Raw genomic sequence first — 25,773 nt, forward strand, 5'->3', positions numbered from 1 at the left:
CCCTAGATCGGGTGAGGGCGTATCGAGCACTCGTACGGGCTCCATACGGCGTAGGTCACACATTTCCCGCACCATTGGCCGCGCAGTGGCGTACGTCTGGTGAGTCCGGATCTCAAACCGTCCAGGCCGGTTCAAGGTCCAGGATGTCGCCCGTGAGGGCGGCGACGTCGGCGTCGGTCTGGGCGCGCAGCGCGAGCCGTTCCACACGTTCGGTGCGGTACTTGCCGTGTTCGGCGGCCGAACGCCACATCGAGAGCACCAGGAACTCGTGCCCTGGGGCCTCCCCGAACAGGCCACGGATCATGCCCGGCGAGCCGGCCATCGCCGGGTTCCAGACCTTTTCCTGCATGAGCGTGAAGTGCTCCGCGCGCTCCTCGTGGACCCGGCAATGGGCGAAGCGCAGCAGGTCGGCGTCGGTGAAGCGCGGTTCGAAGCCCGTCTTCACGTCGAAGCGGTAGTCGAACAGCTTGACCTGGACGTCCTTGAACGTGCCTGACTGGGCCGCCGCGAGCCGGTCATGGGAACGGGCCATGAAGGAGTCGTAGAAGGAACGGCTCTCCCAGAAGGAGAAGATGTGCGCCACACCCTGCCGCCCCCGGCTCCAGCCTCCGCCCTGTCCCCGAAACCCCGGCTCTCCGAGAAGCCCCGCCCACTTTCGCTGCCCCCGCTCGAAGCCGCGGCGGTCCACCACGGTGCAGCGAATCCACTTGACCAGCACCGCGCCATGGTAAGGCCACAGAGCGTGGCGCCGGTCACTCTCGGCGGCAGAGGCCACGCACCAGTGACACACGGGCGTGGCAGGATGGACAACCGGTCTTGCCTGACTGGCAGTTCGGGCCGTGGACACAGGGGGAAGGGGAAATCCGGTGAGCGGCATCAACAAGGGGATCCGCAAGGTCGAGGTCGCGCTCAAGTGGGATCCGAGTCCGGCGGGACAGCCGGCCACCGACCTGGACATCGTCGCCGCGACCTACGTGGCGGGCGATCCGTACGGCGATCCCGCCTATGTGGTGCACTTCGACAGCCGTTCCCCCGACGGCACCATCTATCTCAACCGGGACAGCAAGGACGGCAAGGGCTTCGGCTGGGACGAGGTCATGACCCTCGAACTCGACCGCCTGGACGCCCGGTACACGCGCGTGGTCGTCGGCGCCGTCATACAGCAGCGTTCCGCAACCCGCACCTTCGTCGGCGTGATCAACCCGGGTCTGCGGATCCGTGAGGGCTACACGGTCCTGGCCGAGGACGACTTCGGCGGCGTCCTCGGCGCTACGGCCGCGAAGGTCGCGGAGTTCGTACGTCAGGAATCCGGCACCTGGGACTTCCACCCCGGGATCAGCGGCTTCGAGGACGACCCCGCGACGTTCACCCGGAGCATGGGCCGGGCGTGACGTGTCAGCCGGCGGTCCAGTCCGGGACCGTCGGCAGCACCGTCTCGGCGACGCGGAGCAACGCGAGGTCATCGGGTACGACGTCGTCCTGACGCCATATGGAGATCTCGTAGAAGCCGCCGCCGTCCTTGGTGTCCTTGGCGACCAGCAGACTGCGGGCGATGCCGCCGGGACCGGTGTCGACCTTGCCGCCACCGAGGTTGAAGTTGAGGGCGATGGTCCGGTCCGAGTAGAGCACCGCCGGGTGCCCGCCTATCGTCCTGTTCTGCGCCGAACTCCCCAGGAAACCGGCCATCTCGGCCACTGGGATGTCGTCGTCGGACGTCGAGAGCTTCACGGAGTAGGTGGACAGCTGGACCTCCGCCTCCGGTGTGACGGTCTTGGTGCCGTCCGCCCAGGTGCCGATGCTCTCGTTGCCGCTGGCGTTCATCGCGTACTCGGTCGGCGTGCCGAGCAGTGTGGGCAGGTCCGCACGGTTGAGCGCCGTGCACAACTGCACACCGGAGACCGGTTTCGACGGCCGGGCGTCGTCCGACGTGTGGCACGCGGCCGGTTCGGGATCGCCGGACTTCTGTTGAAAGGTCCCTGACAACAGGAGAGCCGCGAGACCCCCGACCACCACCAGCGCCGCGACCACCTGACCCCACGCGCTCGGGCCCTTCTCGGGCTGCCTCACGCCCTCTGCGGCATCGGCAATCTGCTGCTCAGCCATGTCCCCGTGTCCCCCACCCTGCCGTTCGCGCCGGTCGTGCGCTGGGGGAGCCTAACGTGTGATCTTCTCGTGGAGAAACGGAAAAGCCGAAGGCGGTGCAGCCGATGTCCGACTGCACCGCCCTGGGTTGACTCACATCAGCTGCAGCCGCTGGTCGAGCCGCAGCCCTCGCAGATGTAGCAGGAACCGGCCCGCTGCATCTTCGTACCGCAGGAGAAGCACAGCGGGGCGTCGGCCTGGATGCCCAGCTGCATCTCCACCAGCTCGGCGCTGGTGTGGGCCTGCTGCGGGGCGGGCTTGGCCGCCTCGACCTCGGCCTTCGGTGTGACGACCGCCTTCAGCTCCTGGGCGCGCGGCGCCGACTGGGCCAGACCCTCGACGTCGACCTCCTCCTCGGTCGGCTCGTAGGAGCCGGTCTCGAGGTGGCGCTGACGCTCCTCGGCGGAGTGGATGCCGAGCGCGGAACGCGTCTCGAAGGGCAGGAAGTCCAACGCCAGGCGGCGGAAGATGTAGTCGACGATCGACTGCGCCATCCGCACGTCCGGGTCGTCCGTCATGCCGGCCGGCTCGAAGCGCATGTTGGTGAACTTCGAGACGTACGTCTCGAGCGGCACGCCGTACTGCAGGCCCACGGAGACCGCGATGGAGAAGGCGTCCATCATGCCCGCGAGGGTCGAGCCCTGCTTCGACATCTTCAGGAAGACCTCGCCGAGACCGTCGTCCGGGTAGGAGTTGGCGGTCATGTAGCCCTCGGCGCCGCCGACCGTGAAGGAGGTCGTGATGCCGGGACGGCCCTTGGGCAGACGCTTGCGGACCGGACGGTACTCGACGACCTTCTCGACCGCCGCGCGGATGGTCTCCTCGGCCTTCTCCGTGACCTCGGCCTTCTCCTTCTCCTTGGTCTTGGCGGAGAGGGGCTGGCCCACCTTGCAGTTGTCGCGGTAGATGGCGAGCGCCTTGACGCCCATCTTCCAGGCCTCGAAGTAGACCTCTTCGACGTCCTCGACGGTCGCCGTCTCCGGCAGGTTGACCGTCTTGGAGAGCGCACCGGAGATCCAGGGCTGGATCGCAGCCATCATGCGGACGTGGCCCATCGCGGAGATGGAGCGCTCGCCCATGGCGCAGTCGAAGACCTCGTAGTGCTGGTGCTTGAGGCCGGGGGCGTCGATCACATTGCCGTTCTCGGCGATGTGGGCGACGATCGCCTCGATCTGCTCCTCCTGGTAGCCGAGGCGACGCAGGGCCTGCGGGACGGTGCCGTTGACGATCTGCATCGAGCCGCCGCCGACCAGCTTCTTGAACTTGACCAGCGCGAGGTCGGGCTCAAGGCCGGTGGTGTCGCAGGACATCGCGAGACCGATGGTGCCGGTCGGAGCGATGACGGACGCCTGGGCGTTACGGAAACCGTTCTTCTCACCGAGACGCAGCACGTCCTGCCAGGCCTCCGTGGCGGCGGCCCAGATCGGCGTGTCCAGGTCGTCCATACGGACGGCCTTGGTGTTCTCGTCGGAGTGCTGCTTCATGACACGCAGGTGCGGCTGCGCGTTACGTGCGTAGCCGTCGTACGGGCCGACGACCGCGGCGAGTTCGGCGGAACGCTTGTACGACGTGCCGGTCATCAGGGAGGTGATGGACCCGGCGAGAGCGCGGCCGCCGTCGGAGTCGTACGCGTGGCCGGTAGCCATCAGCAGGGCGCCGAGGTTGGCGTAGCCGATGCCGAGCTGGCGGAACGCGCGCGTGTTCTCACCGATCTTCTGCGTCGGGAAGTCCGCGAAGCAGATGGAGATGTCCATCGCGGTGATGACGAGTTCGACGACCTTGGCGAAGCGCTCCACCTCGAAGGACTGGTTGCCCTTGCTGTCGTCCTTGAGGAACTTCATGAGGTTCAGCGAGGCGAGGTTGCAGGACGTGTTGTCCAGGTGCATGTACTCGCTGCAGGGGTTCGAGCCGTTGATACGGCCGGACTCCGGGCAGGTGTGCCAGTGGTTGATGGTGTCGTCGTACTGGATGCCCGGGTCGGCGCAGGCCCAGGCGGCCTCGGCCATCTTGCGGAACAGCGCCTTGGCCTCGACCTCTTCGATGACCTCGCCGGTCATACGGGACGTCAGGCCGAACTTGCCGCCCGTCTCGACGGCCTTCATGAACGTGTCGTTCACACGGACCGAGTTGTTGGCGTTCTGGTACTGCACCGACGTGATGTCGTCGCCGCCCAGATCCATGTCGAAGCCCGCGTCGCGCAGGGCGCGGATCTTCTCCTCCTCCTTCACCTTGGTCTCGATGAAGTCCTCGATGTCGGGGTGGTCGACGTCGAGGATGACCATCTTGGCGGCGCGACGCGTGGCGCCACCCGACTTGATCGTTCCTGCGGAGGCGTCGGCGCCACGCATGAAGGAGACCGGACCGGAGGCGTTGCCGCCCGAGGACAGCAGCTCCTTGGAGGAGCGGATACGGGAGAGGTTCAGGCCGGCACCGGAGCCGCCCTTGAAGATCATGCCCTCTTCCTTGTACCAGTCGAGGATCGACTCCATGGAGTCGTCGACGGCCAGGATGAAGCAGGCCGAGACCTGCTGCGGCTGGGGCGTACCGACGTTGAACCACACCGGGCTGTTGAAGCTGAAGATCTGGTGCAGGAGGGCGTACGCCAGCTCGTGCTCGAAGATCTCCGCGTCGGCGGGCGAGGCGAAGTACTTGTAGTCCTCGCCGGCCTTCCGGTACGTCGTCACGATGCGGTCGATGAGCTGCTTGAGGCTCACCTCGCGCTGGGGGGTGCCGACGGCACCGCGGAAGTACTTGCTGGTGACGATGTTGACCGCGTTCACCGACCAGAAGTCGGGGAACTCGACGCCACGCTGCTCGAAGTTGACCGAGCCGTCGCGCCAGTTGGTCATGACGACGTCACGGCGCTCCCAGGCCACCTCGTCGTACGGGTGCACGCCGGGGGTGGTGTGGATGCGCTCGATACGCAGGCCCTTGTTCGCTGCCGCCTTGGTGCCCTTGGCGCGGGAACTCCGTGCCGGACCGCTCGCCGTCTCTGTCATGCCGCCTCCCTGTACGGGCGAAAACGCCCTGAAGTGCCCCGATGTTCCCGTGGCACGGTGTTCTGTCTGGTATTGCGGGCACCCACTCGCTACCGCCCGCAACAGGTCTTCGTCGCCGCCGTCCGGCCGACCGGGGTCCTGGCCCGGTCCGGCCCGCCGATCAGTCGGCGGCGCGGGCGGGCTCGGGGAGTTGAGCAGTCCCTCCGGGCCCGCGATCGTCTTCCTGGCTCCCCGCGACGGCCTCTTCGCCGTCCACAGCCTCTCCGCGGTCCTCGTCGTCCGCGGCGGGGGGTCCCGTCTCCCTGAGTTCCGCGATGGCCGCATCGAAGTCCTCGAGCGAGTCGAACGCCCGGTAGACGGAGGCGAATCGCAGATACGCGACGAGATCGAGCTCTTGCAACGGGCCGAGTATGGCCAGCCCCACGTCGTGGGTGGTCAGCTCGGCGCTCCCGGTGGCCCGCACCGCCTCCTCGACCCGTTGGCCGAGTTGGGCGAGCGCGTCCTCGGTGACAGGCCGTCCCTGGCATGCCTTGCGCACACCATTGATGACCTTGGTACGGCTGAAAGGCTCGGTGACTCCGGACCGCTTGACCACCATCAGCGAGCACGTCTCCACGGTCGTGAAACGACGGGAGCAGTCCGGACACTGGCGGCGCCTGCGGATCGACGTGCCGTCGTCGGTCGTACGACTGTCGACGACGCGGCTGTCGGGGTGCCTGCAGAAGGGGCAGTGCATGATCTCCCAACCCTCCTCACAGCAGACTCAATAGCCTCGCTGAGCCCCATGGGCCCCTCGAAGCAGCCCCCAGCATAGGCGATCGCGGCGAGCGTGGAGACCCGGGGGACCACAACTTCTGGGCTGCTGTAGCAATCCAAGCACTACATGTAGGGATTGGCACGGCATACACGCCGTACACGCAAGTCGCGCCTGTATGGGCATGTGCCATACGACCGCCCCGGCCCCCGGCGAACACGACGCACAGCCGTATCGCTGCGGCGCATGCGGAGATACCGTGGGCGCCACAAGGAGGGGACGTGGGATTCCCGCAGAGATGGGAGCCGCTACCCGGCCGACTGGGCCCTGGATGGCAGACTGGGGCAACAACCCGCGAGGTCGCCATCCGGCGGTGAAGAGTACAGCAATGGGCCCTTTTGTTCGGCAGGCGGCGCGTTAGCCATACACCCAGACACATGATCGCGTCAGGTGATACGCGATTTTTCACTCGAACGTGTGTTTGGCGCAACCTTTCGAAAGCAACTACCGTTGTCCAGCAGGGAGACCATCGAGAGGGGCCGACGTGACCACGACCGCAGACAGTGCCACCATCACTGCCCAGGACCGTTCCCAGGGCCGACTCGAGCCGGTGCATGCGATGAACGAAGCCGTGAATCCCGAGGGACACAAGCGGTCCCTCCCGGGCCGACCTCCAGGCATCCGGGCGGACAGCTCGGGGCTCACCGACCGGCAGCGCCGGGTGATCGAGGTCATCAGGGACTCCGTCCAGCGGCGCGGCTACCCGCCGTCCATGCGGGAGATCGGCCAGGCGGTCGGTCTGTCCAGCACCTCATCCGTCGCACATCAGTTGATGGCACTGGAGCGCAAGGGCTTCCTGCGCCGCGACCCGCACCGTCCGCGCGCGTACGAGGTGCGCGGTTCCGACCAGGGCGCCTCGGTGCAGCCCACGGACACCGCGGGCAAGCCCGCCGCGTCGTACGTTCCGCTCGTCGGCCGGATCGCCGCCGGTGGCCCGATCCTCGCCGAGGAATCGGTCGAGGACGTGTTCCCCCTGCCCCGTCAACTCGTCGGCGACGGTGAGCTGTTCGTGCTGAAGGTCGTCGGTGACTCGATGATCGAGGCCGCGATCTGCGACGGCGACTGGGTCACCGTCCGGCGCCAGCCCGTCGCCGAGAACGGCGACATCGTGGCCGCGATGCTGGAAGGCGAGGCCACCGTCAAGCGCTTCAAGCGAGAGGACGGCCATGTCTGGCTCCTCCCCCACAACTCCGCGTATGAGCCGATCCCCGGCGACGACGCGACCATCCTCGGCAAGGTAGTGGCAGTACTGCGGCGCGTCTGAGCACCGCGGCAGGCCTCGCCGATCCGACCGGGCCCCGGAACCCCTGCGCCGGTTCCGGGGCCCTGCGCTGTCCGGCCCCGGTAATGGGTCGCTCCGCATCGCGGGTGGGCCTCACCCGGTGACGGGCCAGGCCCACCCGCGATCATCCGACTTCCGCCTGCGCCTTCTCGGCCTCTGACGCGAGCTCCGCCGCTTCCGTCGCCCTCGCCGCGGCATCGATCGCCGTCAGCGACTTCCGTACCTGGTTACGGTCCGTGGTGTACCAGAAGTCGGGCAGTGACGCCTTCAGGTAGCTGCCGTACCGCGCCGTTGCCAGCCTCTGGTCCAGTACCGCGACCACGCCACGGTCCCCCGAGGCCCGGACGAGACGGCCGGCGCCCTGGGCCATGAGCAGCGCGGCATGCGTGGCGGCGACCGCCATGAAGCCGTTGCCCCCCGCGTCCTCCACCGCCTTCTGGCGGGCGCTCATCAGAGGGTCGTCGGGGCGCGGGAACGGGATCTTGTCCATGACGACCAACTGACAGCTGGGGCCGGGGACGTCGACGCCCTGCCAGAGCGACAGCGTGCCGAAGAGGCAGGTCCGCGGGTCTGCCGCGAAGTTCTTGATCAGTTCGCCGAGAGTCTCCTCGCCCTGGAGGAGGATCGGGAACTCCGGGATGCGGGAGCGCAGCTCCTCGGCGGCCAGCTGGGCAGCCCGCATGGAGGAGAAGAGCCCCAGGGTGCGGCCGCCTGCCGCTTGGATGAGCTCGGTCAGCTCGTCGAGCATGTCCGCTCGGTCGCCGTCACGCGCGGGGCGCGAGAGGTGCTTGGCGACGTAGAGGATGCCCTGCCTGGGGTAGTCGAAGGGCGAACCGACGTCGAGGCCCTTCCACTGCGGCAGGTCCTCGCCCTCGGCTCCTTCCGGGGCGAGCCCCAGGGACGCCCCTACGCCGTTGAAGTCGCCACCCAGCTTCAGGGTCGCCGAGGTCAGGACCACGGATCGGTCCGCGAACAGCTTCTCCCGCAGCAGGCCGGACACCGACATGGGGGCCACGCGCAAGGAGGCGCCGAAGCGGTCGTGACGCTCGTACCAGACGACGTCCCACTCCGAGCCGTTCGTGATCCGCTCCGCCACGTCGTGCACCGCCTCCACGGAGGCGAGCGCCTGTTTGCGGACGGCGTCCTCGTCCTGGACCGACTTGTCGCGGGTCGCTCCGATCGCCGAGATGACCGTACGCGCGGCGTCGCGCAGGGCCATGAGCGCGTACCCGAGGTCCTCCGGGATCTCCTCCAGCCTGCCGGGCAGGGCGAGCTCCATCAGCCGCTCGAAGCCCTCCGCCGCGGTCTGGAGCTGATCGGCCGCCTTTTCGTTGACAAGCTTCGCGGCGCGGCGCACCGCGCGGTTGACCTGGCCGGGGGTGAGCTCGCCGGTGGCCACACCGGTGACCCGGGAGACCAGCTCGTGCGCCTCGTCGACGATCAGTACTTCGTGCTGCGGCAGCACGGGGGCGCCTTCGATGGCGTCGATCGCAAGCAGCGCGTGGTTGGTGACCACGACCTCGGCGAGCTTGGCACGTTCGCGGGCCATCTCGGCGAAGCACTCTGCGCCGTAGGCGCACTTCGTCGCTCCCAGACACTCACGGGAGGACACGGAGATCTGCGCCCAGGCGCGGTCGGAGACACCCGGCGTGAGGTCGTCGCGGTCACCCGTCTCGGTGTCCTGCGACCAGTCCCGCAGCCGCAGCAGATCCTGGCCCAGCCTGCTGGTGGGCGCGGCGGCCTCGAACTGGTCGAAGAGCCCCTCCTCCTCGTCCTGCGGGACGCCCTCGTGGAGACGGTGCAGGCAGAGATAGTTCGACCGGCCCTTGAGCATCGCGAACTCCGGGCGGCGGCGCAGCAGCGGGTGCAGCGCCTCGACCGTACGCGGCAGGTCGCGCTCGACGAGCTGTCTCTGCAGGGCCAGGGTGGCCGTCGCGACGACGACCCGCTCCCCGTGCGCGAGCGCGGGCACGAGATAGCCGAGCGACTTTCCGGTACCGGTGCCGGCCTGCACCAGCAGGTGGGAGCCGTCGTCGATCGCGTCCGCGACGGATTCGGCCATGGTCACCTGGCCGGGGCGCTCCGTACCGCCGACGGCAGTGACGGCAGCATGCAGGAGTTCGGGGAGTGAGGGCTTCGTCATAGCGCGACCACCCTACGGGCCGGCACTGACAAAGGGGTGATCAAGGCGGCGACGAGGGGCGGGATCAAGACCGGGAACTCCTCGGAGAGCTAGTGGGCAGGGTCGGCTCTGCTCGACTCGGTTCGACTTCGGCCGGTTCTGATTTCGACTTCGGACGGGTCATCCGGTCGGAGGGGCCTTCCTCAGGCGGCAGCCGGAATTGACCGAGGCGTCGTGTGTCCCAAGTCGTGTCCGGGGTCGTCGAAAAAGTCTCGCGGCGGGTGGGAACCAGTCCGGCGCGAGCGGTGTACCAAAAGTGATTGCGCGATGACGCGTTGCTACAGCAGATCGCGCAGGGACCGTTCTCGGATCATGAGGGCCGCCCGCTTGGCGGGCAGGTCTACCTCGGCCGAGAAGCGGAAGCCTGCGCTCAGAAAGGCGGTGACGGACGGGATGTTGCGAAGGTCGGGTTCCGCGATGACACGAGCACAGGCGGGTCGCCTGTCGAGTACAAGATCGGCGACGGCTCTGAGAAGAGTGCTGCCGAGACCGCGCCCTCGATCGGCGACGGCGCCGATGAGGAGATGGATACCGGTGTCGTGCGGTCTGACCGGATAGTGGCGAGCCAGGCGATCCAGGTCTGCCCGGTAGATCTCCCAGTAGCTCATCGGAGAGCCGTCCAGCACTCCGAGGCAGGGAAAGCTGCGCCCGTCACCGACCAACTGGGGGCGCAGGTGGTCCTCCGTCACGTTCTGATGCCCGGCCAGCTCCCAGAACGCGGCGACGGCGGGGTCGTTCATCCAGCGGCAGATGAGGGCAAGGTCCCGCTCGACGCGTACGGGCACAAGTTGGAACACGCCTGCCGGGGTCAGGATCGGCCCCCAGTCGGCGACCCCGTCGAGCAGGTCGTCGCCACCCGGGGTGCGTGAGGCGCGCGGGGTGGTGCCGTCGCTCCAGCTCCGTTGCCCGTGCCGGGCTGCTGCATCGGCCGTCATTGCATCTGCGCCTGACCGTTCCTCCTCGAAAAGCACGACGAGTTCGTCGGGCAGGCGCAGGTTCAGCGTGTCCTCGTTGTCGGTGCCCCGGCCGATGCCCTGGGCTGCACTGTCCTCGCCCACGTCGGGACAGGCGCCGGTGCCGACGTCGGTCGAGGCGGCGGAAACGGCATCGGTACTCGCGTCGGTGGGAGACACAGGGCGCTCCTCTCGGGAGGCGGGTGGGTCATGTTCCTCAGGAGTGAAGGGGGTTGGCGATGGTGACGTAGACGGACTGGGTGTCGACCGGGCCGACGAGTTCGTCCAGACCGTGCACGCGGGTCAGCAGATTGGCCTTGCAGCGCAGGACGGGTGAGTCGAGCAGGCGGCCGGGGAGTGTGGTGCGCAGTCGGGTGGGTCCGCAGGCCACGTCGTCGAGAAAGCGGCGGAAGGCGGCGAGCAGCAGCCGTTCGTCGGCCAGTCGCTGGGAGCCGAACGCACCGATGAGGCCGAGGACGTTGTTGATCGCGAGGTAGTAGGCGAAACGCTCGTCGGTGACCTCGTCCGAGACGAAGGTGTCGCTGTGTGCACCGATGCCGGGCAGGCGGGCGTCGAGCTCCGACCGTCGGGACTCGCGGAAGTAGTAGCCCTGGTTGTCGCGGTACCGGCCGCCGGCGGGCCAGCCGTCGGCGTCCAACAGGACCAGGGTGTTCTGCTGATGCGCCTCCAGAGCGATGCCCGTCTCACCGTCGAGCCACAGCACCGGGCGGACGACGTGTTCCAAGTAGCGCAGGAACCACTCGGCGGCGACGGCTCCTCGATGGCGGCCGGTGCGGGCAGCGAGACGGGTGACGACCTCGGCCAGGCGCGACCGCCAGACCTGCCGTTCCGTCTCCGGACGGTCTCGGTCCTGCCTGTCCCTGGCACATCGGTCCTCGGAGGCAGCGGACGGGGCGCCGGGACCGGGACGCGGCGAGACGAGTCCCGCGATGCAGGAGACGTCGTGAGAGGGGCTGAACGGGTTGTGCCGGATCATCACGTCGATTCCGGGGACGGGACCGCCGTCGGGCCCGTCGACGGCGAGCCATGCGGGGTCACGGACGATGTCGAAAGCCGGGTGGACCGCCTGCCACTGCTTGGACAGGCCACTCCGCAGGAGCCGGTGCACCTCGACACCACGGTGGAGTTCCTTGCGGAGGTTTTCGCGGCGGGAGTTGGTGATGCGCAGGCCCAGCGAGAGCTTGAGCATGGCGGGGGCGCCAGAGCGATGGACGGTGCGTACGGAGGAGGTGGGATGCCAGGGAGAGCCGTGGGCGCCCAGGTCCTGGAGCAGTCCGGCATCGAACAGCCGGGCGGTCTCGGAGCGGTGCCGGACCTCGCGCAGTTGCCAGGGGTGCAGCGGCAGGGCCGTGCGACCATCGGGCAGCGGAAAGTCGGGGCCGGCCAGGCGTCGAGTGAGCTGGGCGGCGGTGACGGGACGGCCGCGTTCGGTCCAGGCCGAGTCGGTGGCGAGGAGAGAGGGGTCGACGGCGAGCCAGTGCAGGAGAAAGGAGCCGCGCAGTTCGGGTGAGTACGAGGCCGCTTCGGCTTCGGAGAGACCTTCGCGGCTCTTCGGGGCCGGATGCAAAGGGTGGCCGAAGACGAGTGCCTGTTCGGCGGTGAGGAAGAGGTCGGGGCCGTCGTCGGCGTGTTTGCGGCGCTCGCGGACGAAGGTGGCGGTACGGCGGACGGAGTCGGCTACACGGGCCACGACCTCGGCACCGGCTGCAGAGGCGGGGGATTCTCCCGTCAGCGACTCCCGGGTGAGCAGCGCCGCGACGGTGACCGCATCAGCGGGCGGGGCTTGCCCAGGGGCGTCGGCGAGATGGGGGAGGCCAAAGCGGTGCCATCCCGTCGGCGACCAGTAGTGGACGGGGACGAGGAGAGAGGTGCCGCTGGCGGGGAGGGGAATGCGGAGGGTGCCGCCGGTGGGGGCGGGCAGATCGGTCTCGCGGACCCAGCAGCGCAGCAGATTCTCCACGGTGGCGGCTTCGGCAGCGGCGTGCGGATCTGGGTGATTCAGCGGGTCGTTGGTGACACCGCCCAGGCGTTCCCACTCGGGCGGGCCGGCCTGGGACGGGGTGTGGTCGGAGCGGGAGCGGCTCTGCGGAGAGGGGGATGTCCCGGAATGGTTGAGCGGGTGCGCGGGGGTGGTGTTCAAGTTCGTTGTTCCTCGGGCGTGGTTCAGCTTGGTGGGGCGGCTGTCTCGTTGCGCCGGTACCAAGGGCGACCGGTTGATCGGGGTTCTGGGGCAGATGAGCGGTCGAATCGTGTGGAGGTGAGTGATGTTCGGGAGGGACTCGGTGAGCAATCGGCATGGTGGCGGCGACTGTTCGGAGGCGTCGGTAGGCGGCGCGCGGCTCGGTGTGTGGCGCGAGGGGTGGCGGCAACTATGGGCCCGATCCGGACTCCGACTCCCGGCCGAGCCCCGACTCCGACTTCGGTCCCAGCTCCAGCCCCGGCTCGGTGTGTGGCTGTCCCGCCGGTTTCGAGAGGAGTTGCCGCTCCGGTTGAGGGTGTGGCTGCGGCCCCAGTTCCCGGTCTGGTTCCAGCCGACACGCCAGTTCCTGCCGCCCCTTCGGCTCCCGCCGCTACCCCGTCCCCTCGCTCCGGCGCCGACTCTGCTGTTGTCACCCGGCACCGCGGCCGTGACCGCGGGACACAGCTGCCACGGCGTCGGCGAGTCGGTCAAGGACGGCGGTCGCCTGCTCGTCGGTGATCGTCAGAGGGGGGAGCAGGCGCACGACGCTCGCGTGGCGACCACCGAGTTCGACGATCAGGCCACGCCGGAGGCACTCCCGCTGGACGGCGACGGCAAGTTCCGGAGAGGCAGGGCGAGGGGACGCGATGGAACCCGGCATCACCAAGGGCCGCGCATCATCAGCGCTACTCAGCCCGACCGAACCCAGCAAACCAGCGGCCCTACAATCCTCATCGGACCCACGGGACCCACGGGACCCACCGGACCTACCAGTCTCATCTGGCCCGTTGGCGCCCCGGGGTCCAGCCACACCCGACCGTGCCCCTCCGCCCTCCCCCTCCTCCACGATCTCCACCCCGATCATCAACCCCCGCCCCCGCACATCACCGATCACAGAAAACTCCCGGCTCAGCCCTCGGAGTTGCTCCAGCATCCGCGCCCCGAGCGTTGCCGCGCGTTCTGTGAGGCCGTTCTCGCGGACGTAGGCCATCGTGGCCGTGCCCGCAGCCATGGCGAGTTGGTTGCCTCGGAAGGTGCCGGCGTGCGCGCCGGGTTCCCAGACGTCGAGTTCCTCGCGGTAGACCACCACGGCGAGGGGCAGGCTTCCGCCGATGGCCTTGGACAGGACCATGACGTCGGGGGTGATGCCGCTGTGCTCCACGGCCCAGAAGGCCCCGGTACGGCCGACTCCCGTCTGGACCTCGTCGGCGATGAGCGGGATCGAGCGGTCGGCCGTGATCCGTCGCATGCGTCGCATCCACGCGTCGGGGGCCGGAAGAACGCCGCCCTCGCCCTGGACGGGTTCGAGGATCATCCCTGCGGGCAGCGGCACCCCGGACTTGGGGTCGTCGAGGACGGATTCCGTCCAGCGAGCGGCGAGTTCGGCGCCGTGCGGGCCGCCGACCCCGAAGGGACAGCGGTAGTCCTGCGGGTAGGGCAGCCGGGCGACCCGTACGTCGAAGGCGTCACCGGAGGCTTCGAGAGCGCCGGAGGTCATGCCGTGGTAGGCGCCGGCGAAGGCGAGCATGCCGTTGCGGCCGGTCGCGGCGCGCACGAGCTTGAAGGCGGCCTCCACCGCATCGGTGCCGGCCGGGCCGCAGAACTGCACGCGTGCGTGGTCGGCGAGGCCGGGCGGCAGGGTGCGGAACAGTTCGGTGATGAAGGCGTCCTTGACGGGCGTCGCGAGGTCGAGGACGTGGAGGGGTGCGCCGGAGTCGAGGACCTTGCGGATCGCCTCCAGGACGACGGGGTGGTTGTGCCCGAGGGCAAGGGTGCCGGCGCCCGAGAGGCAGTCGAGGTAACGGCGGCCGTCAGCGCCCTCAATGGTCAGACCGCGTGCACGTACCGGCACGATCGGAAGGGCGCGGGCATAGGTGCGAGCCGCCGACTCGCGGGCCGATTGGCGCCGCAGGATTCCCTCGTGCGCGGAGCGGGTCGCCGACGGTTCCTCGACGTCGGTGTGCTCCGCCATGGCCTCCCCGGGTGCGGTCTCGATCACGGCCATGGTTCTCCCGTCGTCGCGCTGTGCAGGGGCAAGCGGTTCCCCCGCGGACTCACCCGCCCCGACATACGGAACCCCGGGACCCTTTGCTCGACATCTCGGCACATCGATGCCCCGACTGCCAGGAAATCGCCGGGGACTGGGTCGCCGGGGACCGAACCGCCCACCGGCCGCAAGCCCCCACCGCTACCAACCCCGGACCGTTCACCGGGTTACGGGTTACCGGAAGATCTTTGGCATGACGGAACTGTTGCGGTTCCGTCGGAAGTCCCCCATAACGGGCGCATAGTGTGTGATGCCGTTTCCAAGGCGCGGTGCCGGAGGGTGAACTCGCGGGACGTCTGCGGGAAGTCCCCGGTTGCGCACCCGGGTTCGTCCACACAGGGGGAGGCACAGCATGCGATCCGAACCGCTGTCATTGACGGCTCACGGCGAAGGCGAGAAGGGGGCGCGCCGCAGAATCTCACCTGTGCTCGCCGCCATGGCCCTCGCCTCCGTGCTGGCGCTGACCGCCTCCGGCTGTGGTTCGGGCGACTCGGACGCGAATGCGCAGGCCTCCGCCTCGGCCGCGTCCGAGAGCGACGGCAAGATCACGATCCCGGACGACATCAGGGACAGGCTCAAGGAGCACGGGATCGATGTCGACCAGTGGAAGGACGGCGCCTGGAAGAACTGGGACAGGGACGACTGGCTGCGCGAGGCCCAGGACTACATCAACCCGATCATCGAGGGCCTGTGGGACCCGGACCGGATGCGGGAGGCCGAGGATCCCGACCATGGTGTCCAGGTGAGCGACCTCTCGCGTGACCAGGGTGTGACCGACCCGGAGCCGGCACCCGTGGACGCGATGCCCGTTTCGTCTACGTACCACGACAACGTGCCCGAGGCGGGCAAGGTGTTCTTCGACTCCCCCGAGGGCACGATGGTCTGTTCGGCGACGGTCGTGGAGGACCCGGCCCACCCGGGCAAGTCCGACTTGGTGTGGACGGCGGGGCATTGTGTGCACGCGGGCAGAAGCGGTGGCTGGTACCGCAACACCGCGTTCGTGCCGTCGTACAACGACCAGGCCTTGTCGGCCGCTGAGTTGGAGAGCGCGACCGAGAAGGATGTCGCTCCGTACGGCGTCTGGTGGGCCGACTGGGCGCAGACCTCGGACCAGTGGATCGCCCAGGGTGGTCCGACCGGCGGGGACGGCGCCCCGTACGACTTCGCCGTCATCCATGTGACACCGGAGGAGGGTGGCACCGGCAAGTCGCTGGAGGAGACGGTCGGTTCGGCCCTGCCGGTGAACTTCGCCGCGCCGGCGGTGCCGCAGGTGGAGAGCATCACGGCCGGCGGGTATCCGGCGGCGGCGCCGTTCGACGGGGAGACGTTGTACCAGTGCCAGGACAGGCCGGGACGGCTGTCGATCAACGCCTCGGACCCGACGATGTACCGCATCGGCTGCACCATGACCGGTGGTTCGTCCGGCGGCGGCTGGGTCGCCACCGGTGCGGACGGCCGGCCGGCCCTGGTGTCCAACACCTCGATCGGGCCGGTGAACGCGGGCTGGCTGGCCGGGCCCCGGCTGGGTGAGGTGGCCAAGGGCGTGTACGACTCGGTCAGCGAGAAGTTCGCGGGCCAGAGCTGAGCACGCTGGAGGCCCGCCCTTCGGGAGAAGGACGGGCCTCTCAGACAGCTACGACTCAGAGAGCTACGGCACTCAGGCCACAACCGGTGCCGGGACGTACGGCGCCAGATCCGCGGCCAGCTCCTCGTGCACGCGCACCTTGAGCAGGGTGCCCTCCGCCGTGTGCTCCTCGGAGATCACCTCGCCCTCGTCATGCGCGCGGGCGACCAGCTTGCCGTGGGTGTACGGCACGAGCGCCTCGATCTCGACGGACGGCCTGGGCAGTTCGTTGTCGATCAGGGCGAGCAGTTCGGTGATGCCCTGGCCGGTACGGGCCGAGACCGCGAGGGAGCGCTTCTCGTTCCGCATCAGCCGCTGGAGCGTCAGCGGGTCGGCCGCGTCGGCCTTGTTGATCACGACGATCTCGGGCACGCCGGTGGCGCCGACGTCCCTGATCACCTCGCGTACGGCGGCCAGCTGCTCCTCCGGGTTCGGGTGCGAGCCGTCCACCACGTGGAGGATCAGGTCGGACTCGCCGACCTCCTCCATGGTGGAGCGGAACGCCTCGACCAGGTGGTGCGGCAGGTGCCGTACAAAACCGACGGTGTCGGCCAGCGTGTACAGGCGACCGCTCGGTGTCTCCGCGCGGCGCACGGTCGGGTCGAGGGTCGCGAAGAGGGCGTTCTCGACCAGGACGCCCGCGCCCGTGAGGCGGTTGAGCAGGGACGACTTGCCGGCGTTGGTGTAGCCCGCGATGGCGACCGACGGCACCTTGTGGCGCTTGCGCTCCTGCCGCTTGATCTCGCGGCCGGTCTTCATGTCCGCGATCTCCCGGCGCATCTTCGCCATCTTCTCGCGGATCCGACGCCGGTCCGTCTCGATCTTGGTCTCACCGGGACCACGGGTGGCGAGGCCGCCGCCCTTGCCGCCGCCCATCTGACGGGACAGCGACTGACCCCAGCCTCGCAGCCTGGGCAGCATGTACTGCATCTGCGCGAGCGCGACCTGCGCCTTGCCCTCACGGGACTTGGCGTGCTGGGCGAAGATGTCGAGGATCAGGGCCGTACGGTCGATGACCTTGACCTTGACGACGTCTTCGAGGGCGATGAGCTGGCCGGGGCTGAGCTCGCCGTCGCAGATGACGGTGTCCGCGCCGGACTCGACGACGATGTCACGCAGCTCCAGGGCCTTGCCGGAACCGATGAAGGTGGCCGCGTCGGGCTTGTCGCGACGCTGGATCACGCCGTCGAGCACGAGTGCGCCGGCGGTCTCCGCGAGGGCGGCGAGCTCCGCGAGGGAGTTGTCCGCGTCCTGTGCGGTCCCCGTGGTCCAGACGCCGACGAGGACGACCCGCTCCAGTCGGAGCTGGCGGTACTCGACCTCGGTGACGTCCTCGAGCTCGGTGGAGAGGCCCGCGACACGGCGCAGGGCCGCGCGCTCGGAGCGGTCGAACTGCTCGCCGTCCCGCTCTCCGTCGATCTCGTGGCTCCAGGCGACGTCCTCTTCCATCAGGGCATCGGCCCGAAGACCTTCGGCGTATGTGTGCGCGAGGCGCTGCGTGTCCTGGGAAGGGGATGAAGAGGAGGTCATTTGATCCTTACGTCGATGGGGATTCCGATTCGGCGGTCATGTCTCACAACGCACGAGCACCCCGGGAGATTCCCGCGCCCCGTGCCGCGCCGACCTGAAGATGGTCGCACGGTACGGGGCGTCTCGTCACCGCCTTTTCGCCGGTGCCATGGCCTTCCAGCCCGGGTGGCCGGGCATCGGTGGGGTCTTCTTGCCGTAGAGCCAGTCCTGGAGGAAGCCGCCGAGGTCGCGCCCGGAGATCTCGGAGGCGAGGTGCACGAAGTCGGCGGTCGATGCCGTGCCGTCCCGGTGATCCCGCACCCAGGCCCGTTCCAGGTTCTCGAAGGACCTGCGGCCGATCTCCTGGCGCAGGGCGTACAGGACCAGGGCGGCTCCGTCGTAGACGTTCGGCCGGAAGATGCTGATCTTCTGGCCGGGCTTGGGCGGCTTGGGTGCGGCCGGCGGTCCGCCCTCGGCCCGCCAGCGGTCGGAGGCGCCGTACGCGGCCTTCATGCGGGCCTCAAGGGTGCGGCCCGCCTTCTCCTCCGCGTACAGGGCCTCGTACCAGGTGGCATGTCCTTCGTTGAGCCACAGGTCCGACCAGGTGCGGGGGCTGACGCTGTCGCCGAACCACTGGTGGGCGAGCTCGTGGACCATGATCGACTCGACGTACCACTTGGGGTAGGCGGGCTCGGTGAAGAGGTCCTTCTCGAAGAGGGACAGGGTTTGAGTTTCCAACTCGAAGCCGGTGTCGGCGGCGGCCATGAGGATGCCGTACGTCTCGAAGGGGTACGGCCCGACCTTGCCCTCCATCCACGCGACCTGGCCCGGGGTCTTCTTGAGCCAGGGTTCGAGCTTGGCGCGGTCTTTGGTGCGCACGACGTCCCGGACGGGCAGTCCGTGCGGTCCGCTGCGGCGCAGCACGGTGGAGCGGCCGATGGACACCTGAGCGAGTTCGGTGGCCATGGGGTGCCGGGTGCGGTACGTCCAGGTGGTCGCCCGGCCGGCGCGGTCCACGTCCGTCGGCAGGCCGTTGGCGACGGCCGTGTAGCCGTCGGGTGCGGTGACCCGGATGGTGAACATCGCCTTGTCGGACGGGTGGTCGTTGCAGGGGAACACCAGGTGGGCGGCGTCGGCCTGGTTGGCCATGGCGAGCCCGTCCGCGGTGCGTACCCAGCCGCCGTCCCGGTCGTCGGCGGAGACGGGGTCACTGGTGTGCCGCACGGTGATCCGCATCCAGCTGCCGGCGGGCAGCGGTCCGTCGGGCGTGACGACGAGGTCCTCGCCGACGCTGGTGAAGGCCGCGGACAGACCGTCGACCTCCACCGACTGGACCTTGCCGTGGGCGAAGTCGAGGTTGATGCGGTCGAGTTCGGTCGTCGTCCAGGCGTCGATCGTGGTGACGGCCGTGAGTGGCTTGCTGTTGTCGCCGTGATAGGCGAAGGAGAGGTCGTACGACGCCACGTCGTAGCCGGGGTTGCCGAGGTGCGGGAAGAGGCGGTCACCGACCCCGAGCGGTGTGGCCGGGGCGCTCGCGGCCAGCAGGCAGACGGAGACGGCGGAGGCGAGCAGCGCGGCCGCCTTGCGCCGTCGGGCGTTTCCGGTACGGCGACGGGGGGCGTCGGGGCCGGGCCGGTCGGCGTGGGTGGGACCGGCTTGTGTGTGGGAGCTGAGCGGCATGCACCACGGCTACCAGCGCACGCGTGCGCCACGGCGACGACGCGCGACTGTCCCACTCGAACGGGGTGCTCCGACTCCGTTGAGGAGACGCGTGAGGTCCTGAGGCGGGCCACACGCGCTATGTACCTGTGGCCCGCCACGCGCGCGTTGTAGGTCCTGAGGCCTGCCACCCGCGCGCTGAGGGCCTGTGGGCGCCACGCACGCGTGAGGGCCTGTCGACCGACCCTGCACCCGCTCACCAAGACCTGCGGACCCGTCCCTCACGCGCGTGCAGACTGCAGACCCGTCGCTCACGCACATGCAGACCTGCGGACCGGCCGCTCACGCACGTGCAGACCAGCAGACCAGCCGCCCCCGCGCATGGCCCCACCCCGGTCGGGCGCGCCCCCTGAGGCGTCCTTTCAGGCCCCCGGCGTCTGCGCCCTGCTCACGTCGTACACCCCGGCCACGTTGCGCATCGCCCGCATCAGCGACGGCAGCCGGGCCGCGTCCGGCAACTGGACGGTGTAGGTGTGGCGTACTCGCTGCTGGCTGGGGGGTTCGACGGTCGCTGAGACGATCTCGGCGCCCTCGCCGGCCATGGCCTCGGTGAGGTCGGCGAGGAGGTGCGGTCGGCCGAACGATTCCGCGAACAGCGTGACCCGGCACCCGGCAGTGTCGCCCCAGCTCACGCCGACCTCCGCGCGCCCCACGCTCTTCATCTGCGCCACCGCGGCGCACTCGACGCGGTGCACGGTCACCACTCCCCCGCGCACGGCGAAGCCGGTGATCTCGTCGGGCGGTACGGGCGTGCAGCAGCCGGCGAGCCGTACGGTCGCGCCGGGCTGGTCGACGAGGGCGACGGCGGCGCCGGTGCGGTCTGCGGCCGGGGTGTCGGAGGCCTGCGACTCGGCGGTGCTCCGGCCCACGCTGTCGGGAGTGTCGGCAACTGGCGGCTCCGCGGCGGAGACCCGGAAGGGGTTCGCATCCCCCCGCCCGGCCTGCACGTCCTCTGTCGTCGCGCCGGCCGTCCCGCCCCGCTCCGCGATCTCCTCCGGCGTCTCGGGCGTCGGATGGGTCGCGATCCACCGCTGGATGGCGATCCGCGCCGCGGGCGTGTGCGCGTGCTCCAGCCACTCCTTGGAGGGCTCGGCGGCGGGGTCCTGCCCCATGAGGAGCTGGACGGTGTCGCCGTCCCTCAGAACGGTGCTCAGGGTCGCCAGACGGCCGTTGACGCGGGCGCCGAGGCACGCGTGCGCGTCCTCGCCGTACTGCGCGTACGCGGCGTCCACGCAGGTCGCGCCCTCGGGCAGACCCAGAGTGCCGCCGTCGGGCCGGAAGACGGTGATCTCGCGGTCCTGGGCAAGGTCCTCACGGAGGGTCGACCAGAAGGTGTCGGCGTCGGGCGCGGCCGCCTGCCAGTCGAGGAGACGGGAGAGCCAGCCGGGCCGGGTGGGGTCCACCCGCTCCTCGTCGGCGCCTGCGCCGGTGGCCACGCTCGGCGCCTCCGAGGTGTCCGCGGGTGAGGCGTACGGATTGCCGAGCGCGACCACGCCGGCCTCGGCGACCTTGTGCATCTGGTGGGTGCGGATGAGGACTTCGACGACCTGGCCGTCACCGCTTGCCACAGCGGTGTGCAGCGACTGGTACAGGTTGAACTTCGGTACGGCGATGAAGTCCTTGAACTCCGAGACGACCGGCGTCATACAGGTGTGCAGTTCGCCCAGGACGCCGTAGCAGTCCGCGTCCTCGCCGACCAGGACCAGCAGGCGGCCGAAGTCCGCGCCGCGCAGCCTGCCGCGCTTGCGGGCCACCCGGTGCACGGAGACGAAGTGCCGTGGCCTGATGACGACTTCGGCCGGGATGCCGGCCTCGCGCAGCACGGAGCGCACCTCGGCGGCGATCTCGGCGAGCGGGTCGTCCGCGCGGGAGGCATTGTCGACGATCAACTCGCGCGTGTGCTCGTACTCCTCGGGGTGGAGGATCGCGAAGACCAGGTCTTCGAGCTCGGTCTTGAGTGCCTGGACACCGAGGCGTTCGGCGAGCGGGATGAGAACGTCCCGGGTGACCTTGGCGATGCGGGCCTGCTTCTCGGGGCGCATCACGCCGAGGGTGCGCATGTTGTGCAGCCGGTCGGCGAGTTTGATCGACATCACACGGACGTCGTTGCCGGTGGCGACGAGCATCTTGCGGAAGGTCTCGGGCTCGGCGGCGGCGCCGTAGTCGACCTTCTCCAGCTTGGTGACGCCGTCGACGAGGAAGCGGACCTCCGCGCCGAACTCCTTGCCGACCTGATCGAGCGTCACCTCGGTGTCCTCGACGGTGTCGTGGAGCAGAGAGGCCGTCAAGGTCGTGGTCTCGGCGCCGAGTTCGGCGAGGATCAGGGTCACGGCGAGCGGATGGGTGATGTACGGCTCACCGCTCTTGCGCATCTGGCCGCGGTGCGAGGACTCGGCCAGGACCCACGCGCGGCGAAGCGGTTCGAGGTCGGCATCGGGATGGTGGGCACGGTGGGCCTCGGCGACATGGCCGATGGCGTCGGGCAGCCGGTCTCGGGCGGCGGGGCCGAGCAGCGCGGCGCGGCCCAGGCGGCGCAGGTCGATCCGCGCCCGCCAACGGGCGGCCGCACCTGCTACCGGACCTGGGGTCGCGGGGTTCGTGGCCTCCGCACTCATGGGCACCTCCGGCTGTGGACCGGCGGACGGGGTGCCCCATGGCGGACACGGCTCAGGGGATGGCATCTGTCCCCGTCCGGGCCGGTGCTTGATGCTACCGAGCCCATCACGCCCGGCTGACCGCCTCTCGGCGAGCGTGAAACGGATCACCCAATCGAGCGAAGGCTTCCAGGTTTACGATTTTGCGCCGCCTGACCAGCGGCCGACCGTGGATTTGAATCGCACAGAGGGCCGAAGGCTGTGGTTCCACGCCTTGGGCCGTCCGAGTGCTGTGATTCATATGGTCAACCAACCGCGTTTTCCAGCCAGTCGGCGTCGATCTCGCCCTCGGCGACGATCACCGCGGGGCCGGTCATCTCGATCTCGCCGTCGCTCCGCTCGGTGATCACCAGGGTTCCTCCGGGCACGTCGACGGTGTAAGTCGCCGGGGTGCCGGTGGCCACCGGGTCGGCGCCGTCCCTGCGGGCCGTGGCGACGGCGACGGCGCACGCGCCCGTGCCGCAGGACCGGGTCTCGCCCGCCCCGCGCTCGTGCACGCGCATGGCGACATGGCGGGGGCCGCGGTCCACCACGAACTCGACGTTGACCCCGCTCGGATAGGCGGCGGCCGGGCTGAACGGCGGCGGGGAGTACAGGTCACCGGCGTGCGCGAGGTCGTCCACGAAGGCGACGGCGTGCGGATTGCCCATGTTCACGTTGCGTGCGGGCCAGCTGCGGTCGCCGACACTCACCGTGACGTCCCCCTCGGCGAGCAGCGCCTTGCCCATGCCGACGGTGACGTCACCGCCCTTCGCGATGTGCACGGCCTTCACGCCCCCGCGCGTGGCCACCGCGAGGTCGCCTTCGGTGACGTGACCGGCGCGCTGGAGGTAGCGGGCGAAGACGCGTACTCCGTTGCCGCACATCTCGGCGATGGAACCGTCGCCGTTGCGGTAGTCCATGAACCACTCGGCCTCCTCGGCCATGTGCGCGGCCTCGGGGTGCTCGGCGGACCGTACGACGTGGAGCAGGCCGTCACCGCCGATGCCTGCCCGGCGGTCGCACAGGGCGGCGACGGCGGCGGGGGACAGGTCCAGGGTGTTCTCGGGGTCCGGGACGATCACGAAGTCGTTCTCGGTGCCGTGGCCCTTGAGAAAGGGGATCCGGGTGCTCATGTCTCGATCGTACGTGCAGGCCGGTGGGGGCCGGTCGCGCCCGAGCGGCGGTAGCCGCAGTTCGACACAGCCCCGCGCCCCTGAAGGCCTCTAGCGGAGCCTCGCTACGCGCCAGACCGCGAGAACGACCACAATCGCTACCAGCAACACGTACCCGAGCACGACCCGCCAGTCCGCGCGGCGGCCGGACCCCCGCTGCGGCAGTCCCGGCCACGTGTAACCAACCCGGCGTGCGGCCATCATGCCCCAGCCCGCCGCACAGGAGCAGATCAGCAGGCCCAGCATCGCGATCACCGCTCCGCTGTCGCCGAAGTCGAAGGCCAGGGGGAAGGCGAACATCAGGGAGCCGACGGCGGCCAGCGAGACGATGGGGGCGAGCTGCCAGATCCGCAGACGGCGCTGCGGGCGCAGCTCGACCTCGACCTCTTCCCCGCCCGGGAACATCTCCTCGGGCTCGGGACCGTCGGCGGTCACACCGCCCTGGGTGTCGTCGGGCCCGTCGGGGCTCAGACGCTCTGCGTCCTGCTCCGGTTCACCGCTCTCGGCGGTGAGGGGCTCGGTGCCTTGTGCGGTGTCGCGAGGGCCGGCCTCCATCGCCACGCGCCCTCCCAACTCGGACTCCACTTGGTCGATCGAAGCTCGATGATGGCACGGCGCCGGAGGCCGGGATGACGGCCGGAGCGTCCCGATGCCAGGACGTGATCAGGCTGTGACCGGTCGTTCGACCAACGCCAATGCGAGCTGCGGAAGTTCTGTGAGATGCGCCGCAGCCCCACTCAACCAGTGCACCCGCGGATCGCGCCTGAACCATGAATCCTGACGGCGCGCGAAGCGTTTCGTGGCACGGATGGTCTCGGCCCGCGCGTCCTCCATCGTGCACTCCCCCGAGAGCGCCGCGAGCACCTGCTGGTACCCGAGCGCACGCGAGGCCGTGCGCCCCTCGCGCAACCCGAGCGCCTCCAGCTCCCGCACCTCGTCCACGAGCCCCGCCTCCCACATCCGGTCGACGCGGCGCGCGATGCGCTCGTCGAGTTCGGGCCGCGCGACGTCGACGCCGATCTGGACGGTGTCGTAGACCGAGTCGTGGCCGGGGAGGTTGGCGGTGAAGGGCTTGCCGGTGATCTCGATCACTTCGAGGGCCCGGACGATACGTCGGCCGTTGCTGGGCAGGATCGCCTGCCCGGCCCCGGGGTCGGCGGCGGAGAGACGGGCGTGCAGCGCACCGGAGCCGCGCAGCACGAGTTCCTCCTCCAGACGGGCCCTGACCTCGGGGTCGGTGCCGGGGAACTCCAGGTTGTCGACGGCCCCGCGGACATAGAGCCCGGAACCGCCGACGAGGATCGGCCAGCGGCCCTCGGCGAGCAGGGCGTCGATCCGGGCGCGGGCCAGCCGCTGGTACTCGGCGACGGACGCCGTGACGGTCACGTCCCAGATGTCCAGGAGGTGGTGCGGGACGCCGTCGCGTTCCTCGGGCGTCAGCTTGGCGGTGCCGATGTCCATCCCTCGGTAGAGCTGCATGGAGTCGGCGTTGACGACCTCGCCTCCCAGTCGCCGGGCGAGAAAAACGCCCAGATCGGACTTTCCGGCCGCAGTGGGTCCGACGACGGCGATGACGCGGGGGGAGGGGGGTGTGCTGCTCACCGCCCCAGTCTCGCAAACCCAGGAGCACCACCTCGAACGAGTTACGTGACGACGCGGGTCCGGTGTCGTTGCCAGTTGCGTGGTTTCCGCCGCCCTGTCCGCGGAGGCGGCGATCCGGGTGGCGCAATCGGGCGCTCCGGACGACGCGGGATTTCCCCCGCATGAGTAACGTATGGAGTGGATATGGGCGTTTTCGCACGACTTCTCCGGAGGTCGAAGGCCACGGAGGAGGCGTCAACCGCCGAGACGCAGGCCGACATCCGGACGGCCGAGTCCACGGCGGAGGAGGCGGGAGAGGCGAAGGGGGCGACCGACGTCAGGGCCACGGCCAAGACCGAGGTCGAGACCGGGCCTCAGGCCGAGGGCAAGACCGAGGCCGAGGTCGCCGAGACGGCCGGAGCCGAGGCCGCGGACGGAGCGACGGCGACGGAGGCCGCAGAGGACGACGCCGCCGAGAACGTCGAGATCCCCAAGCAGCAGTCCGCCGACGAGGCGGCCGACCGTGAGGCCGGTGAGGGCGCCCGCACGTAACTGCCCCGCGTGGGAAGGTGAACGATGGGTCTCCTGGACAATGTGAAGGCCAAGCTCGGCCCGGCCAAGGACAAGGTCTCCGGCCTCGCGCAACGGCACGGGGACAAGGTCCGACACGGCCTCGACACGGCCGCGAAGGTCGTGGACGAGAAGACCGAGGGAAAGTACAGCGGCAAGATCCAGACGGGCACGGGCAAGGCCAAGAGCGCCATGGACCGACTCGCGCACAAGGACGGCACGGAGGGACCGGGTGGCGGCAGCACGCCGCCGCCGGCCTCACCGCCGCCGGCTTCCTGACGGCAGCACGGCACACCGACGGCCGGCCGCGGGGCAGGACGCCCCCGGTCGGCCGCGGTTCCCG

Annotated in this window: 19 protein-coding genes; 5 read left to right on the forward strand and 14 right to left on the reverse strand. The window is 69.6% G+C overall.

From position 1 onward, the window contains the following. Nucleotides 1–112: 112 nt before the first annotated feature. Complete coding sequence (locus AQJ46_RS22225; protein ID WP_059207239.1) at nt 113–718, reverse strand: YdbC family protein; 606 nt, start codon at nt 716–718, stop codon at nt 113–115. Between the two features lie 148 nt (nt 719–866). On the opposite strand from AQJ46_RS22225, the gene AQJ46_RS22230 reads away from it, so the two are divergent. After that, the gene (locus tag AQJ46_RS22230; RefSeq protein ID WP_059207240.1) at nt 867–1,391 is read left to right on the forward strand and encodes a TerD family protein; all 525 of its coding nucleotides are present in this window, start codon (nt 867–869) and stop codon (nt 1,389–1,391) included. 4 nt (nt 1,392–1,395) lie between these two features. Here the strand turns inward: AQJ46_RS22230 and AQJ46_RS22235 are convergent, their stop codons facing one another. From AQJ46_RS22235 to nrdR, 3 genes are all read right to left on the reverse strand, one after another. Continuing rightward, on the reverse strand, nt 1,396–2,103 hold the full coding sequence (locus tag AQJ46_RS22235; protein WP_059207241.1) for a DUF6215 domain-containing protein: 708 nt from the start codon (nt 2,101–2,103) through the stop codon (nt 1,396–1,398). Nucleotides 2,104–2,240: 137 nt separating this feature from the next. Then, complete coding sequence (locus AQJ46_RS22240) at nt 2,241–5,141, reverse strand: vitamin B12-dependent ribonucleotide reductase (RefSeq protein ID WP_059207242.1); 2,901 nt, start codon at nt 5,139–5,141, stop codon at nt 2,241–2,243. Nucleotides 5,142–5,301: 160 nt separating this feature from the next. Then, the gene (gene nrdR, locus AQJ46_RS22245; RefSeq protein WP_057613272.1) at nt 5,302–5,877 is read right to left on the reverse strand and encodes a transcriptional regulator NrdR; all 576 of its coding nucleotides are present in this window, start codon (nt 5,875–5,877) and stop codon (nt 5,302–5,304) included. Between the two features lie 562 nt (nt 5,878–6,439). Here nrdR and lexA point away from each other — a divergent pair. After that, a complete protein-coding gene (gene lexA, locus AQJ46_RS22250) occupies nt 6,440–7,219 on the forward strand; it encodes a transcriptional repressor LexA (protein WP_057613273.1) in 780 nt (259 codons plus the stop codon). Between the two features lie 142 nt (nt 7,220–7,361). Here the strand turns inward: lexA and AQJ46_RS22255 are convergent, their stop codons facing one another. From AQJ46_RS22255 to AQJ46_RS22270, 4 genes are all read right to left on the reverse strand, one after another. Further along, entirely contained in the window at nt 7,362–9,380 is a 2,019-nt protein-coding gene (locus tag AQJ46_RS22255) for an ATP-dependent DNA helicase (RefSeq protein ID WP_059207243.1), read from the reverse strand. 317 nt (nt 9,381–9,697) lie between these two features. Further along, the gene (locus AQJ46_RS22260; protein ID WP_059207244.1) at nt 9,698–10,552 is read right to left on the reverse strand and encodes a GNAT family N-acetyltransferase; all 855 of its coding nucleotides are present in this window, start codon (nt 10,550–10,552) and stop codon (nt 9,698–9,700) included. 37 nt (nt 10,553–10,589) lie between these two features. Further along, a complete protein-coding gene (locus tag AQJ46_RS22265; protein WP_063803831.1) occupies nt 10,590–12,533 on the reverse strand; it encodes an IucA/IucC family protein in 1,944 nt (647 codons plus the stop codon). 469 nt (nt 12,534–13,002) lie between these two features. Continuing rightward, entirely contained in the window at nt 13,003–14,544 is a 1,542-nt protein-coding gene (locus AQJ46_RS22270; RefSeq protein ID WP_107117316.1) for a diaminobutyrate--2-oxoglutarate transaminase family protein, read from the reverse strand. 427 nt (nt 14,545–14,971) lie between these two features. Between AQJ46_RS22270 and AQJ46_RS22275 the strand changes: the two genes are divergently transcribed. Beyond that, on the forward strand, nt 14,972–16,204 hold the full coding sequence (locus AQJ46_RS22275; RefSeq protein ID WP_059207246.1) for a trypsin-like serine peptidase: 1,233 nt from the start codon (nt 14,972–14,974) through the stop codon (nt 16,202–16,204). Between the two features lie 72 nt (nt 16,205–16,276). Here AQJ46_RS22275 and hflX read toward each other — a convergent pair whose 3' ends face one another. The 6 genes from hflX to miaA form a co-directional block, all read right to left on the reverse strand. Further along, nucleotides 16,277–17,773, reverse strand: coding sequence for a GTPase HflX (gene hflX / locus AQJ46_RS22280; RefSeq protein ID WP_059207247.1), 1,497 nt, complete (start codon nt 17,771–17,773; stop codon nt 16,277–16,279). 126 nt (nt 17,774–17,899) lie between these two features. Further along, complete coding sequence (locus AQJ46_RS22285) at nt 17,900–19,432, reverse strand: M1 family metallopeptidase (protein WP_059207248.1); 1,533 nt, start codon at nt 19,430–19,432, stop codon at nt 17,900–17,902. A 401-nt stretch (nt 19,433–19,833) separates the two neighbouring features. Further along, entirely contained in the window at nt 19,834–22,086 is a 2,253-nt protein-coding gene (locus AQJ46_RS22290) for a RelA/SpoT family protein (RefSeq protein WP_059207249.1), read from the reverse strand. Nucleotides 22,087–22,370: 284 nt separating this feature from the next. Next, nucleotides 22,371–23,240 carry a diaminopimelate epimerase gene (gene dapF, locus AQJ46_RS22295; RefSeq protein ID WP_059207250.1) on the reverse strand — a complete coding sequence of 290 codons (870 nt, stop codon included), beginning with the start codon at nt 23,238–23,240 and terminating at the stop codon, nt 22,371–22,373. A gap of 90 nt (nt 23,241–23,330) precedes the next feature. After that, the gene (locus tag AQJ46_RS22300; protein ID WP_057613282.1) at nt 23,331–23,834 is read right to left on the reverse strand and encodes a hypothetical protein; all 504 of its coding nucleotides are present in this window, start codon (nt 23,832–23,834) and stop codon (nt 23,331–23,333) included. A gap of 108 nt (nt 23,835–23,942) precedes the next feature. After that, nucleotides 23,943–24,881 (reverse strand): tRNA (adenosine(37)-N6)-dimethylallyltransferase MiaA, encoded by a 939-nt coding sequence (gene miaA / locus AQJ46_RS22305; protein ID WP_059207251.1) that lies wholly within the window; start codon nt 24,879–24,881, stop codon nt 23,943–23,945. A gap of 183 nt (nt 24,882–25,064) precedes the next feature. Here miaA and AQJ46_RS22310 point away from each other — a divergent pair, with 183 nt between their 5' ends. Both AQJ46_RS22310 and AQJ46_RS22315 read left to right on the forward strand, forming a co-directional pair. Next, nucleotides 25,065–25,412 carry a hypothetical protein gene (locus AQJ46_RS22310; RefSeq protein ID WP_059207252.1) on the forward strand — a complete coding sequence of 116 codons (348 nt, stop codon included), beginning with the start codon at nt 25,065–25,067 and terminating at the stop codon, nt 25,410–25,412. 24 nt (nt 25,413–25,436) lie between these two features. Further along, nucleotides 25,437–25,709, forward strand: coding sequence for an antitoxin (locus AQJ46_RS22315; protein WP_059207253.1), 273 nt, complete (start codon nt 25,437–25,439; stop codon nt 25,707–25,709). Nucleotides 25,710–25,773 lie beyond the last annotated feature (64 nt).

The organism is Streptomyces canus (assembly GCF_001514145.1).
Classification (GTDB): domain Bacteria; phylum Actinomycetota; class Actinomycetes; order Streptomycetales; family Streptomycetaceae; genus Streptomyces; species Streptomyces canus.

Excerpts from the sequence above, each read along its gene's own strand:
- AQJ46_RS22270 (WP_107117316.1), bottom strand. The coding sequence starts at position 14,544 with ATGGCGGAGCACACCGACGTCGAGGAACCGTCGGCGACCCGCTCCGCG.
- AQJ46_RS22235 (WP_059207241.1), bottom strand. The coding sequence starts at position 2,103 with ATGGCTGAGCAGCAGATTGCCGATGCCGCAGAGGGCGTGAGGCAGCCC.
- hflX (WP_059207247.1), bottom strand. The coding sequence starts at position 17,773 with ATGACCTCCTCTTCATCCCCTTCCCAGGACACGCAGCGCCTCGCGCAC.
- dapF (WP_059207250.1), bottom strand. The coding sequence starts at position 23,240 with ATGAGCACCCGGATCCCCTTTCTCAAGGGCCACGGCACCGAGAACGAC.
- AQJ46_RS22310 (WP_059207252.1), top strand. The coding sequence starts at position 25,065 with ATGGGCGTTTTCGCACGACTTCTCCGGAGGTCGAAGGCCACGGAGGAG.
- AQJ46_RS22255 (WP_059207243.1), bottom strand. The coding sequence starts at position 9,380 with ATGACGAAGCCCTCACTCCCCGAACTCCTGCATGCTGCCGTCACTGCC.
- AQJ46_RS22300 (WP_057613282.1), bottom strand. The coding sequence starts at position 23,834 with ATGGAGGCCGGCCCTCGCGACACCGCACAAGGCACCGAGCCCCTCACC.
- AQJ46_RS22275 (WP_059207246.1), top strand. The coding sequence starts at position 14,972 with ATGCGATCCGAACCGCTGTCATTGACGGCTCACGGCGAAGGCGAGAAG.
- AQJ46_RS22315 (WP_059207253.1), top strand. The coding sequence starts at position 25,437 with ATGGGTCTCCTGGACAATGTGAAGGCCAAGCTCGGCCCGGCCAAGGAC.
- AQJ46_RS22290 (WP_059207249.1), bottom strand. The coding sequence starts at position 22,086 with ATGAGTGCGGAGGCCACGAACCCCGCGACCCCAGGTCCGGTAGCAGGT.
- nrdR (WP_057613272.1), bottom strand. The coding sequence starts at position 5,877 with ATGCACTGCCCCTTCTGCAGGCACCCCGACAGCCGCGTCGTCGACAGT.
- AQJ46_RS22240 (WP_059207242.1), bottom strand. The coding sequence starts at position 5,141 with ATGACAGAGACGGCGAGCGGTCCGGCACGGAGTTCCCGCGCCAAGGGC.
- AQJ46_RS22285 (WP_059207248.1), bottom strand. The coding sequence starts at position 19,432 with ATGCCGCTCAGCTCCCACACACAAGCCGGTCCCACCCACGCCGACCGG.